Source organism: Pseudoalteromonas lipolytica (assembly GCF_900116435.1).
In the GTDB taxonomy this organism is placed as follows: Bacteria; Pseudomonadota; Gammaproteobacteria; order Enterobacterales; family Alteromonadaceae; genus Pseudoalteromonas; species Pseudoalteromonas lipolytica.
The window spans coordinates 136,460-149,760 of record NZ_FPAZ01000011.1 but is presented as its reverse complement, the minus strand read 5'-3'; the positions used below and the strand labels follow the sequence as shown (position 1 = coordinate 149,760).

Sequence of the window (13,301 nt, the reverse complement as noted above, 5' to 3'; positions counted from 1 at the left end):
CATACTCCCCTTAATTAGCCAATATAGGTGCCGCGTCTGCCACCACTTTTATAGGTAACTCGCATGTTCTGTACTGTCATACCTTGGTCAACCGCTTTACACATATCGATAATAGTGAGTGCTGCAATCGATACCGCAGCTAACGCTTCCATTTCAACCCCGGTTTGCCCAACTAACTTGCAATAACTGTGAATATCAACCGCACTGCCTTGGTTGTTAATAGAAAACTCAACCGCCACCTTACTTAACGCCAACGGATGGCAAAGGGGGATCAAATCAGCTGTTTTTTTTGCTGCTTGAATTCCTGCAATACGTGCGACAGCTAATACATCGCCTTTGTCTAACTGATTTTGCTCAATAAGAGCGAGCGTTTCTGGCTGCATCACGACCGTTGCGCATGCACGCGCTTCTCGCACTGTTGCTGATTTATCTGCAACATCAACCATGCTTGCTTGACCACTTTTATCTATGTGGGTTAACTGCATTAATTCATCTCCCGAGAGTGGCATTGTTCAACACGATGTGATTTAAGCTCTGCTACAAAATTACATGGCCCACACCGCGAATCGAGTTGCTGACATAAAATCTCATCCCAGGCGGTAGCACACGCATTTGGGCTACCCGGCATAGCAACAACAAGGGTTCTATTCGAAAGCCCTGCTAAAGCTCTGGATTGCAGTGATGAGGTGCCAATTTGCGAACAAGACAAATGCCTGAATAACTCACCAAAACCGCTCACAGACACATCAAATAACACATCGATTGCCGAAGGCGTAATATCATCTGGTGTCAGTCCAGTGCCACCAGAAATCAGTACCACGTCAATATCGTCACTGGCTATCCATGTAGCGACTTCCGCGCGTACTTTATAAATATTGGCTTTATGTAATTGTCGATTAAGCACATGATGCCCACTGTCTATGACTTTTTGCTGCAACAAATCACCCGCAGTGTCTTGCTCAGGGCCTCGACTATTACTCACTGTTAAAATCGCTATGTTTAATGGTACAAAGCGGTTGCTTTTTACTCGCGCCATGCGTAATCCTTTTGATCAACCAAACAACGAGCCTGTGCCCATTGTTGTGGTGTATTAACGTTATATAGTTCACGACCCTCGCCATTTGACTCAAACAATTCAATGACGGCCGCTCCAAGCTCTTCAAGTAAACCACTGACAGAGCGCTGCCCATGCTCTAAACGTTGCTGGGCAATTAAACTCGCGCGTTCAAGCCGATTGAGGTAACAAGGCAATACACTGTGTGCAAAGTAACAGGCACAATCTCGTCTGCGCCCTTGGTTGATAAGGGTGCGTAAACTTGTTTTAGATAGCAGCGGCATATCAATAGGAATAACAAGCGCATCATCATACTCAGCGTGATTCAAACAGGCATGAATACCTGCAACAGGTCCTTGCTGTACAAATTTATCAACGATAAAACCGCTGCTATTTCGACTCACAATGACCTCATCGCAGCCCGCGTCTTTAAGGCAAGCAATCGCGCGTGTTAATTGCGTTTGACCATTAATTTCAAGTAAAGCCTTATCTTGCCCCATGCGGCGAGAAAGCCCTCCAGCCAGAACAATACCCACTAACATACTAACCCCCTAACATAGCCAGTTGTTTGGTCAGCCCTGTTCGTCCCATTTGTAATTGATGGCCTTGCCATTTATGTTGAACACTGCTTAAAAGGTGAGTAGCTAAGCCTCTAACATCTTGATTATCTAACCATGGCGTTAAGTCATCATTTGCTTCACCAAATAAACACAAATGCAATTTGCCTTCAGCAGAGACGCGTAAGCGGTTGCAGCTTGCACAAAATGCCTTACTGTAAGGCATGATCAAGCCAATTTGACCCGCATAGTGAGGGTGAAAAAATTCTTCGGCTGGGCCCGCATCCACCGCTTTGGGGGCTGCTCGCCAACCCGACTGTAAAAGCTGCTGTTTAAGTTGCTGACCTTGTACATGTTGGGCATTGAAATAAGCCCGGTTATCACCGGTTTGCATCAGTTCAATGAAACGAAATGTGACAGGCTTATCTTTAATATAATCAAGAAATTGCTGTAATTGGTTGGCATTGTATTGCTTGAGTAAGACCGCGTTTAATTTAACTTTTTTAACACCCAGCTCTAAGGCTTTATCAACACAGCTAAGCACTTCATGTAATGAGTCACTGCCGGTGATTTGCGAAAATGTATAAGGATTCAAGCTATCGGCGCTCAGGTTTAGGTTTGTTAAACCACTGGCCACTAAACGAGGGAGTTTTTCAAGTAAGCGATAGCCATTGGTTGTCATTGCAACGGTATCAATACCTTGGGTTTCACTGCATGCTGCGACGATATCGGCAAGATCTTTGCGCAAAGTAGGTTCGCCGCCAGTTAAGCGTATTTTTTTAGTACCCGCCATCGCAAAGGCGTTTACCAAGGTGCTAATTTTATCAACACTGAGGGTTTTCGGACGAGCATCACACACGTAGCCATCCGGTAAGCAGTAATTACATTTAAAATTACAGACTTCCGTTACTGACAAGCGTAAGTAATTATATTTTCTATCAAAATTATCTTGCAACATCACAGCCTTTCCAAGTCGGGAGGCAAACAAATTTCTTTATTTACCCGGTGGTCACCCACGGTACATTAACCATGCTAAAAACTAGTTTAGGTCGATGTACTTCAGCATCTTGGATACAGCTTAGAGAGTTTGCATTTGCATCACCATACAAAAGAATGGGCAGACAAACTACCCACAAATAAGTAATTTACAGCAACAAGCCCATTATCAATCATGCGCTTATACATTATAAAATCTTTAAATCACTGATACAGATCTTTACCGCCGACAGGCAAAAACGTCAGTTTTACTTGTGTCCCCTGCTCTTCTCGAGGTAATACCACTAACTCACCATTAAGGTGTTTGGCTCGCTCTTGCATAATAGCCATGCCGTAATGGTTTAATTTCTCCGCATTGTGGCTAATCCCTACACCATCATCACTAATAGCAAGCTCTAATTGACCATCATCAAGTTGCTTTAAGGTGATCCACGCATTGTTCGCCTGTGAATGGTGCACGGTGTTTTGGCTTGCCTCTCGTGCAATTTGTAAGATATGAATTTCTTCCATTGGTGATAAAGGCACTTGCTTAACGGCAAACTCTAAATGAAACGAAATGCTGCTTTGCGAGGCTAACTGATCAATGGTTTTATTCAGCGATGCCTCTAACCCCTCTTCCACCATTTTTAAACGAAAAGTGGTTAATAGTTCACGTAATTGCCGATATGCAGAATCTAACCCCATTTTAAGTTCATCAATAATCGGCTGCTGCATATCATATTGCTGCTTATTCTGCGTTTTCGACAAGCGCGTCACTTGAATCTTCAAATACGATAATGCTTGTGCTAAAGAGTCATGTAACTCACGCGCAATCACCGTACGCTCATGGAGTAACGCGATACGACGGTCTTGATTATGCTGCTCGTCAAGGTTAAGCGACAAGGCAACCTGGTCGGTCACCGACTGAACAAGCTGTAACTGCCAAGAATCTTCGGCAAAGCATTTGCCTCCACGCACAACAATCACACCGTAATGGTTATCCCCATACACTAATGGAAAGCGTGTTACGGTGCTGTCATCAATTGATACAAATGCAGCGCTCCCAATACAGTTATCACAACTTTGAGCGCGGCATGCTCCCTTGTCATCGTGTGTTGGTTTTATTTGTACATACGGCTGGTCGCCACCCGATGTCATTAAGCATAACTCAATGTCATTAACGCCAATGAGTTGCGACAACTCATCAAACGTTTGCTGTAAGTCATGCTTTTTTTCTCTAGTTTCCAGTAGCAAACGGGCTGTTTTAAACAAAAACGCAAGGGTCTGATTATTTAACTCAAGCTTTTCAGTTTGCTGCTTTACGCGTAATTCAAGTTGGCCATACATTGATGCTATCGCCTCGCAGGTATGGTTCAAGGTGGCTCCCATTAACGCCAGTTCGTCATCGCCCTGTAAATCAACATGATGCGTAAAATTTCCTTTCCCGATAGCGTAGGCAGCGTGAGTCAGTTCAGCCAAAGGCTTTTCAACCCTTAAACTGATTAAATGCAAGGTAAACATGCCCACCAATAAGGTAATAAACAACGCGCCAACTTGAATAGTGCGCAGTAATCTAATTTTGCTTTCAGCATCTATTTGCACCGCATAAACAAATGCATCAGCATTTTGAGCGAGTGTTTTTACGTAGAGATTAAATTGAGCCTTATCTTCTATCGGTAGGTTAAGCAGTGCGGGCTTTAAGAATGATTGCCAATGAACAATGGTTTGCTGCCACAACACATTTAACTGTTCATCATTTTGTAGCTTCTGAAAAATGGGGTTTCTTAGTTTTTCTTCAAATATTGCAATGCGTTTATCTATTTCCTGTTTGTTTCCTTCAAGGCCGTACATTCCCAGCTGATACGACTCCATTCTTAGCGAGCCACTCAAATTAATTGCGCGAGCATCTAAGTCGGCTAATTCTGTGATCCAATACGATGCAAACAAGGTCGTAATGGCCAGACTAATAATCCCGACCAATGACCCTTTGATATACACCATGACCGAGCCATTAAATCGATTTTTTAGTTCATTTAACCGAATACCCACAATAATTACCCACCTTTTCTATGTTACGAAACCATAACGCTTGTATGTTATCAACACCAGTATTTTCACCCTAACAGCCCCACATTTACACTACCTCTTTGTAGGTATTCTCATAATATTCATGGCCTTACCCCCCATTGAGATATTGATCCTCATCAAGTTACTGTAGCGGTGAAACACTATATTTGATTTGCAATGTAGCTTTCTGCCGCTTCAAGGTGCCTAGTGATTGAGCGCTAAAGTTGAGCAGGATAGGAGAATAAGTAAATGAGCCATTTGTTGAATAAAATGCGCTTTTTCAAGACTAACAAGCAAAGCTTTGCGGGTAGTCACGGTGTAACAACTGATGAAAATCGCGATTGGGAAGACGGCTATCGTCGTCGCTGGCAGCATGACAAAATTGTACGCTCTACACATGGTGTAAACTGTACAGGTTCATGCAGTTGGAAAATTTATGTAAAAGATGGGCTAGTTACCTGGGAAACTCAGCAAACAGACTACCCTCGTACACGTCCTGACTTACCAAATCATGAACCTCGTGGTTGTCCTCGTGGAGCAAGCTACTCGTGGTATATTTACAGTGCCAACCGCTTAAAATACCCTAAAGTTCGTCAAGCATTATTAAAACTGTGGCGCGAAGCTAAGCAAGTACATAGTGATCCAGTTAAAGCATGGGAATCGATTGTTACTGACCCTGCTAAAACGAAAAGCTACAAATCAAAACGTGGTTTAGGTGGCTTGATCCGTGCTAAATGGGATGAAGTGAACGAGATCATCGCGGCTTCTAATGTTTACACCGCAAAAACGTACGGCCCCGACCGTATCATGGGATTCTCACCTATTCCTGCAATGAGCATGGTTAGCTACGCGGCTGGTTCGCGTTATTTATCACTGATTGGTGGTAACTGCTTAAGCTTCTATGACTGGTATTGTGATTTACCACCTGCATCGCCACAAATTTGGGGTGAACAAACAGACGTTCCAGAATCAGCTGATTGGTATAACTCAAATTATATCATTGCTTGGGGCTCAAATGTTCCACAAACACGTACTCCTGATGCTCACTTCTTCACTGAAGTACGCTACAAAGGCACCAAAACGGTTGTTATTACTTCTGACTACTCTGAGTGCTCTAAATTATCAGATATTTGGTTGTCGCCAAAACAAGGTACCGATGCCGCTCTGGCAATGGCCTTTGGACATGTAATTCTAAAAGAATTCCACATTGAAAAACCAAGTAGTTATTTTACCGACTACGTTCGCCGCTACACCGATATGCCTATGCTTGTCGTGTTGGATAAAACCGACCAAGGCTACACACAAGGTGCCTTCTTACGTGCAGCAGACTTGGCTGATAACTTAGGCCAAGACAACAACCCGAAATGGAAAACCATTGGTCTTGATGAAACAAGCAATGAACTTGTCTCACCAACGGGGGCTATTGGCTATCGTTGGGGTGAAAAAGGCAAGTGGAATATTGAGCAACGTGAAGGAAAAAACGGCAGCGATATCAAGTTAGCGCTCAGCTTAAAAGATCACTCAGATAAAGTTGAATCAGTATTATTCCCTTACTTTGGTGGCCAAGCACATGAACTTGGTTACTTCCAACATACTGAACATGACGATATTCAAGTTCGTAAAGTCCCTGTTAAAACAATTACCCTCAAAGATGGTAGCGAAGCACTCGTTGCCACCGTATTTGACTTAATGATTGCGCATTACGGCGTTGACAACGGCTTGGGCGACCCTGCGGTTGCAAAATCATATGAAGACAATGTGCCGTATACACCGGCATGGCAAGAAAAAATCACCGGTGTTAACGCAGCTCACGTAATCCAAGTAGCGCGTGAGTTTGCCGATAACGCAGACAAAACTCGTGGCCGCAGCATGGTCATCGTGGGTGCTGGACTTAACCACTGGTACAACATGGATATGAACTACCGTGGCTTAATCAACATGCTGATGATGTGTGGCTGTGTGGGTCAATCTGGTGGTGGCTGGGCTCACTATGTAGGCCAAGAAAAGTTACGTCCACAATGTGGCTGGTTACCGCTTGCGTTTGGTTTGGATTGGCAACGTCCGCCGCGTCAAATGAACGGGACGTCTTTCTTCTATAACCATTCTGATCAATGGCGTTATGAAAAACTTGAAATGACCGAAGTGCTGTCTCCTTTAGCAAATAAAGAAAACTGGACTGGCTCAATCATTGACTACAATACACGTGCAGAACGCATGGGCTGGTTACCTTCTGCCCCTCAACTAGGCATGAACCCACTGCAACTGTGTAAAGATGCAGAAAAAGCAGGATTATCAGCTAAAGATTATGCAGTGCAGCAACTTAAATCAGGTGATTTAGACTTTGCATGTGAAGACCCTGATAACCCTAAAAACTTCCCGCGTAACATGTTTATTTGGCGCTCTAACTTACTGGGTTCATCGGGTAAAGGTCACGAATACATGCTGCGTCATTTCCTCGGTACTAAGCATGGCTTGCAAGGTAAAGATCTTGGCGAAAGCGGAGATAAAAAACCTGAAGACGTTGTCTGGCATGATGATGCACCAGAGGGCAAAGTTGATTTATGGGTCACACTTGATTTCCGTATGTCAACGACCTGTTTGTATTCCGATATCGTGTTACCAACCGCAACTTGGTACGAAAAAGATGATATGAATACATCCGACATGCACCCATTCATTCACCCACTTTCAAAAGCGGTTGATCCAGTGTGGGAATCACGTTCGGATTGGGATATTTTCAAAGGCATTGCGAAAAAATTCTCTGATTTATGTGAAGGTCACTTAGGCGTTGAGAAAGACTTAGTAACATCGCCACTCATGCACGACACGCCAAGCGAGTTAGCCCAGCCAGACGGCATTAGTATGTGGTGGAAAGGCGAATGCGATCTGATCCCTGGTGTCACAGCACCCAATATGATCGAAGTTGAGCGTGACTACCCTAATACCTACAACCGCTTTACCTCTCTTGGGCCACTGCTCGAGAAACTCGGTAATGGGGGTAAAGGTATTAATTGGAATACAGACCAAGAAGTGAAGTTTTTAGGTGAGTTGAATTACACGCACACCAGCGAAGGCCCACAAAAAGGTCGTCCAAAAATAGACACCGCTATTGATGCAGCTGAAGTCATTTTAAGTCTTGCTCCTGAAACCAATGGTCATGTTGCTGTTAAAGCGTGGCAAGCATTGGGTGAGTTCACGGGTCGCGACCATACACACTTAGCAACCCCTAAAGAAGATGAAAAAATTCGCTTCAGAGATATTCAAGCACAACCACGTAAAATCATCAGCTCACCAACATGGTCAGGGCTTGAAGATGAGCATGTGTCTTACAACGCAGGCTATACCAATGTGCATGAACTGATCCCTTGGCGTACCGTTACCGGCCGTCAACAATTTTACCAAGATCACCAATGGATGCGTGATTTCGGTGAAACTATGGTGTCGTACAAACCACCTGTAAACTTAAAAACAACTCAACCATTATTAGATAAAAAACCTAATGGTAATAAAGAGTTAGTTTTAAACTGGATTACGCCACACCAAAAATGGGGTATTCACTCAACCTACTCAGACAACCTACTTATGCTGACATTAAGCCGTGGTGGTCCGATTGTTTGGATCAGTGAAACGGATGCCACAGAAGGGGGTATTAAAGATAACGATTGGATCGAAATCTTCAATGTTAATGGTGCCATTGCAGCACGTGCCGTCGTATCACAGCGTGTACCACAAGGTATGAGCATGATGTACCACGCACAAGAGCGCATTGTAAACACACCAGGCTCTGAGATATCAGGAACTCGAGGCGGTATTCATAACTCAGTTACCCGCGCCATCATGAAACCAACCCATATGATTGGGGGTTATGCACAGCAATCATACGGCTTTAACTACTACGGTACTGTGGGCTGTAATCGTGATGAGTTTGTAATTGTCCGTAAGATGGACAAGGTTGATTGGCTAGATAACGAGTAACCGAGGATAAAATTATGAAAGTACGTGCACAAATTGGCATGGTCCTAAATTTAGATAAATGCATCGGTTGCCATACCTGTTCAATCACTTGTAAGAATGTATGGACTAGCCGAGAAGGTGTTGAATACGCTTGGTTTAACAACGTAGAGACCAAACCGGGTATTGGTTATCCGAAAGAATGGGAAAACCAGAGCAAATGGAATGGTGGCTGGAAACGCAACAGTAAAGGCGTATTAGAGCCCAAACAAGGTAATAAGCGCCGTTTACTAGCTAATATTTTTGCTAATCCAGATTTGCCCGAAATTGATGATTACTACGAGCCGTTTGATTTTGATTATCAACATCTGCATAACGCACCTGATAGCAAGCACCAACCGGTTGCTCGCCCTCGTTCGTTAATTACGGGTCAGCGTATGGAGAAAATCAACTGGGGACCTAACTGGGAAGAGATTCTCGGGACTGAATTCTCAGAGCGTAAAAAAGATAAAAACTTTGACGACGTAGTACAAAAAGACATTTACGGGCAATTTGAAAAAACCTTCATGATGTATTTGCCACGCCTGTGTGAGCACTGCATCAACCCAGCCTGTGTTGCTAGCTGCCCTTCTGGTGCGATTTATAAACGTGAAGAAGATGGCATTGTCTTAATTGACCAAGACAAATGCCGTGGCTGGCGGATGTGTGTATCAGGTTGTCCGTATAAGAAAATTTACTACAACTGGAAATCGGGTAAATCAGAGAAATGTATTTTCTGTTTCCCTCGAATCGAAGCAGGTCAACCCACCGTGTGTGCTGAAACCTGTGTAGGTCGAATTCGTTACTTAGGCGTCTTACTTTATGATGCAGACCGCATAGAAGAAGTTGCAAGTGTACCGAATGAGCAAGACTTATACCCTGCACAGCTTAGTATGTTCTTAGATCCGAACGATCCTGAGGTCATTGAAGCAGCACGCAAAGAAGGGATCCCTGAAAATTGGTTAGAGTCAGCACGCCAATCTCCTGTCTATAAAATGGCAATGGACTGGAAAGTAGCACTGCCTCTGCACCCTGAATACAGAACCTTGCCAATGGTTTGGTATATTCCACCCTTGTCGCCGATTCAATCAGCGACAGAGGCTGGTCATGTTGGCATGAATGGCGTTATTCCTGACTTGAAGTCATTACGTATCCCCATGCGCTACCTTGCTAACTTACTTACCGCAGGTGATGAGAAGCCCGTTGTACGAGCACTTGAACGCATGATTGCTATGCGCGCTTTCAAACGTTCGCAACAAGTCGATGGCGTTGAAGATCTCGAAGTACTTCAGCAAGTTGGACTAAGCGCTGACCAAGTTGAGCAAATGTATCGTTATATGGCGATTGCCAATTACGAAGACCGCTTTGTGATACCCACCAGTCATAAATCGTATGCTGAAGATGCCTACGATATGAAAAATGGCTGTGGTTTCAGCTTTGGTAATGGCTGTAGTGATGGTAACAACGGCGTAAATTTATTTGGTGCCAAAAAAGCCACCGTGAAACAAATTATCCCCGTTGAGATCAAGGAGTAAGTTATGCAAGTTTTAAGTGTATTTTCTCATTTACTTGATTACCCGACTGCTGAGCTTGTAGAAGCGAAAGATGAGCTAATTAGCACACTTAAGCAAAGTTCACTAACAGAGCAAAATCAACGTGCTGTCTGTGATTTTATCACCACACAATGCGAAAAAGACATACTCGACTGGCAAGCCGAGTATGACGGATTGTTTGAACGTGGACGCGCGCTTGGTCTGTGGCTTTTTGAACATGTTCACGGCGAAAGCCGTGACCGTGGTCAAGCTATGGTCGACTTAGTAGAGCAATATAAACAGGCAGGTTTAGAGTTAAGTCAAAATGAACTACCTGACTACATTCCCCTGTTTTTAGAGTTCTTAGCAACCCAAGGTGAGGAGAATGCTCAGTCTTGGTTAGTTGAAGTTGATCATATTTTTGGTCTGCTATTGTGCCGACTCGAAAAACGAGAGAGTAACTACTCATTACTGTTTTTAAGCTTGCTAGAGCTTGCACAGAGTGACCTAGACCTCGAGGTATTACGCAAGCAAATCAACGGTGAAAAGCGCGACGATACGAAACAAGCAATTGACAAAGAATGGGAAGAAGAAGCCATTACTTTTGGTGCACAAGATGCAACTAACTGCCCAAGTTCAGTCAATCGCCCTGACGAAACTCAGCGCAAAGATCAATATGTTCCAGTTAGCTGGACTGACTTTAATCAAGAAGCCAGTTAAGGAGTTCATCATGAGTTATTTAAACACCTTTTTCTTTGGGATTTACCCCTATATCGCCTTAGCCGTGTTTGTTATTGGCTCGGTAATACGTTACGACCGAGAGCAGTACACATGGAAAACAGGCTCAAGCCAACTACTTGAAAGCAAAAAACTCAAGCAAGGCAGCCGCGCATTTCATATTGGTATCATTATGGTATTGCTCGGCCACTTTGTAGGCTTACTCACACCAGCAGAAGTATGGCATGTGTTTGGTATTGAAGCGGGTCACAAGCAACTGATTGCCATGACGTTAGGCGGTGTATTTGGTTTGATTTGTTTTTACGGTCTAACAATTTTAATCAAACGCCGCTTATATGAACCGCGCATTAGAGCCACCAGCAGTAATATGGATATTGCAATTTTACTGCTGTTATACGTGCAGTTGATTTTAGGTTTATTGTCAATTTTTGTCTCAGCAGGTCATTTAGATGGTGCAGAAATGCTACTCCTAATGAGCTGGGCACAAAACATTGTGACCTTTGATTTAACCGAAGCAACCGCAGCAATTGCACAAGTACATTGGATTTATAAGCTACATGTTGCACTAGGTATGACGTTATTTGTGGTATTCCCATTTAGTCGCTTAGTTCATATTGCCAGCGTACCGGTACAATATTTAGGCCGAAACTACCAAGTGGTTCGTAGCAAATCTTAACCTATCATGCCCTGTTTCGACAGGGCATTCCCCCTCGAGGTCGATATGATTAACGTTAATCAACACACTATTAGCGAAACACAAATTCTTAATGAAATGCAGTATCACCCAGCCGACGATCATCGCGCTGCGATGGTAGAGGCGGCACAGAGTTTGATCATTGGCGAATTGTTACAACAACGCGCACAAGCGCTAAATATCAATCTAGATACGCACGCTTCAGACACCGACGAGCAACGCCAAAATAAATTGCTCGAAAAACTTATCGCTGCAGAAGTGCAACTGCCCCGTGCCAGCGCGACTGAGTGCGAACATTATTATCAACAAAACAAACCCAAGTTCACCACACCTCCGCTTATTGCAGCAAAACATATTTTACTTGCAGCACCGAGTAGTGATGAAAAAGCGCGTAGTCATGCGCTGAACCAAGCCGAAAACCTGCTTAACGCACTCTCGCAAGGCGCTTCTTTTAGTGAGCTTGCACAGCAATATTCAAAATGTGATTCGGCTCAGTTAGGAGGCCAACTTGGTCAAATAACAAAAGGGCAAACTGTCAGCGAGTTTGAACGTCAAGTATTCAGTGCTGATGTTGGCTTAATTGCTCACCCTATTGAAACCCGTTTTGGTTATCACCTTGTTTATGTTGATCATAAAGAGCCTGGGCTGCAACTGCCTTTTGAAGCCGTGGAGTCACGTATTGAGGACTACCTGAATAAAAAAGTAGAGCGCAAAGCCATCGCGCAATATATCCAACTATTAATTGCTGACGCCGATATTGAAGGCTTCGACTTTAATGTCAGCAGCAGTCCGCTTGTACAATAAAATAAAGGAAAACACATGAGTTGTTGTGGAGCCTGTGGTGGGCAAGAGAATACAAAACCAACCGATCAAGACAATACGCCGAGTGAGCAAGCTTTGGCGGATACCGCAAAGCACAAAGATGAGGGGCAAGCAGTCCCCGACAATGAAGACGAGTAATCTCACTGAAACTTGAGCACAACGCGTCAAATAAAGTACACTGTAGAATACAGTAAAGGCTTGTTGGAGTATTCGCTCCTACAAGCCTATTTATTTTCAATAGAGACAGATCATGGCGCAAACTCGCGGAAATTTATTTATCTTATCGGCCCCTTCAGGCGCAGGTAAATCAAGCTTAATTAGTGCATTACTAAACAAACACAGCGATATGAAAGTATCGGTTTCACACACAACTCGTTCACCTCGCCCAGGCGAAGAAAACGGTGTGCATTATCATTTTGTGTCGGTTGAGGAATTTAAAGCACTGATTGAAAAGAATGATTTCTTTGAATGGGCGCAAGTGTTCGATAATTACTACGGCACTTCAAAGCAAGCAATTGAGACTCAGCTTGCAGCAGGCATTGATGTATTTTTAGATATTGACTGGCAAGGTGCACAGCAAATTCGCAAATTAGTCGAAGATGTTGAAACCATTTTTATTTTGCCCCCCTCAAAAGAAGAGCTTGAGTCACGCTTAACGAACCGCGGCCAAGATTCGAGTGAGGTTATTGCAGGAAGAATGGCCAAAGCCCAGTCTGAAACCTCTCATTACAATGAATATGATTACGTTGTAGTAAATGACGACTTCGACACAGCCCTTGCTGAAATCGAAACAATTGTTATGGCAAAACGTTTATCACTCAAGAGCCAAGCACAGCGCCATCAAACGCTTTTAGATAATTTATTAAAGTAAG

The 13,301-nt window shown here is 43.7% G+C and carries 12 protein-coding genes and 1 riboswitch; of the genes, 7 read left to right on the top strand and 5 right to left on the bottom strand.

Annotation, left to right across the window (positions count from 1 at the left end; all coding sequences use genetic code 11):
• Positions 1–14 precede the first annotated feature (14 nt).
• The 5 genes from moaC to BM378_RS13165 form a co-directional block, all read right to left on the bottom strand.
• Positions 15–485 carry a cyclic pyranopterin monophosphate synthase MoaC gene (gene moaC, locus BM378_RS13185; RefSeq protein ID WP_065978348.1) on the bottom strand — a complete coding sequence of 157 codons (471 nt, stop codon included), beginning with the start codon at positions 483–485 and terminating at the stop codon, positions 15–17.
• Complete coding sequence (moaB, locus tag BM378_RS13180) at positions 485–1,036, bottom strand: molybdenum cofactor biosynthesis protein B (protein WP_036973048.1); 552 nt, start codon at positions 1,034–1,036, stop codon at positions 485–487. Before moaB ends, moaC begins: the two co-directional genes overlap by 1 nt.
• Positions 1,024–1,596, bottom strand: coding sequence for a molybdenum cofactor guanylyltransferase (gene mobA, locus BM378_RS13175; protein ID WP_074989362.1), 573 nt, complete (start codon positions 1,594–1,596; stop codon positions 1,024–1,026). The genes moaB and mobA overlap by 13 nt, the downstream gene beginning before the upstream one ends.
• Before the next feature lies 1 nt (position 1,597).
• Positions 1,598–2,569, bottom strand: coding sequence for a GTP 3',8-cyclase MoaA (gene moaA / locus BM378_RS13170; RefSeq protein WP_036973049.1), 972 nt, complete (start codon positions 2,567–2,569; stop codon positions 1,598–1,600).
• Positions 2,557–2,688: riboswitch (molybdenum cofactor riboswitch) on the bottom strand. (Overlaps the previous gene by 13 nt.)
• A gap of 123 nt (positions 2,689–2,811) precedes the next feature.
• Positions 2,812–4,635, bottom strand: a complete 1,824-nt coding sequence (locus BM378_RS13165; protein ID WP_083422916.1) for a histidine kinase — start codon at positions 4,633–4,635, stop codon at positions 2,812–2,814.
• 267 nt (positions 4,636–4,902) lie between these two features.
• Here BM378_RS13165 and BM378_RS13160 point away from each other — a divergent pair, with 267 nt between their 5' ends.
• From BM378_RS13160 to gmk, 7 genes are all read left to right on the top strand, one after another.
• Positions 4,903–8,628, top strand: a complete 3,726-nt coding sequence (locus BM378_RS13160; protein WP_074989361.1) for a nitrate reductase subunit alpha — start codon at positions 4,903–4,905, stop codon at positions 8,626–8,628.
• 14 nt (positions 8,629–8,642) lie between these two features.
• Positions 8,643–10,178 carry a nitrate reductase subunit beta gene (gene narH / locus BM378_RS13155; RefSeq protein WP_036973051.1) on the top strand — a complete coding sequence of 512 codons (1,536 nt, stop codon included), beginning with the start codon at positions 8,643–8,645 and terminating at the stop codon, positions 10,176–10,178.
• A 3-nt stretch (positions 10,179–10,181) separates the two neighbouring features.
• Positions 10,182–10,895, top strand: coding sequence for a nitrate reductase molybdenum cofactor assembly chaperone (gene narJ / locus BM378_RS13150; RefSeq protein ID WP_036973052.1), 714 nt, complete (start codon positions 10,182–10,184; stop codon positions 10,893–10,895).
• A 10-nt stretch (positions 10,896–10,905) separates the two neighbouring features.
• Positions 10,906–11,589: a respiratory nitrate reductase subunit gamma gene (gene narI, locus BM378_RS13145; protein ID WP_036973053.1), complete on the top strand. Its 684-nt coding sequence runs from the start codon at positions 10,906–10,908 to the stop codon at positions 11,587–11,589.
• A 45-nt stretch (positions 11,590–11,634) separates the two neighbouring features.
• Positions 11,635–12,411, top strand: a complete 777-nt coding sequence (locus BM378_RS13140; protein ID WP_036973054.1) for a peptidylprolyl isomerase — start codon at positions 11,635–11,637, stop codon at positions 12,409–12,411.
• Between the two features lie 15 nt (positions 12,412–12,426).
• Positions 12,427–12,567, top strand: a complete 141-nt coding sequence (locus BM378_RS20430; RefSeq protein WP_155950865.1) for a hypothetical protein — start codon at positions 12,427–12,429, stop codon at positions 12,565–12,567.
• Between the two features lie 112 nt (positions 12,568–12,679).
• Positions 12,680–13,300: a guanylate kinase gene (gene gmk, locus BM378_RS13135; RefSeq protein WP_036973055.1), complete on the top strand. Its 621-nt coding sequence runs from the start codon at positions 12,680–12,682 to the stop codon at positions 13,298–13,300.
• The last annotated feature ends 1 nt before the right edge of the window (position 13,301 follow it).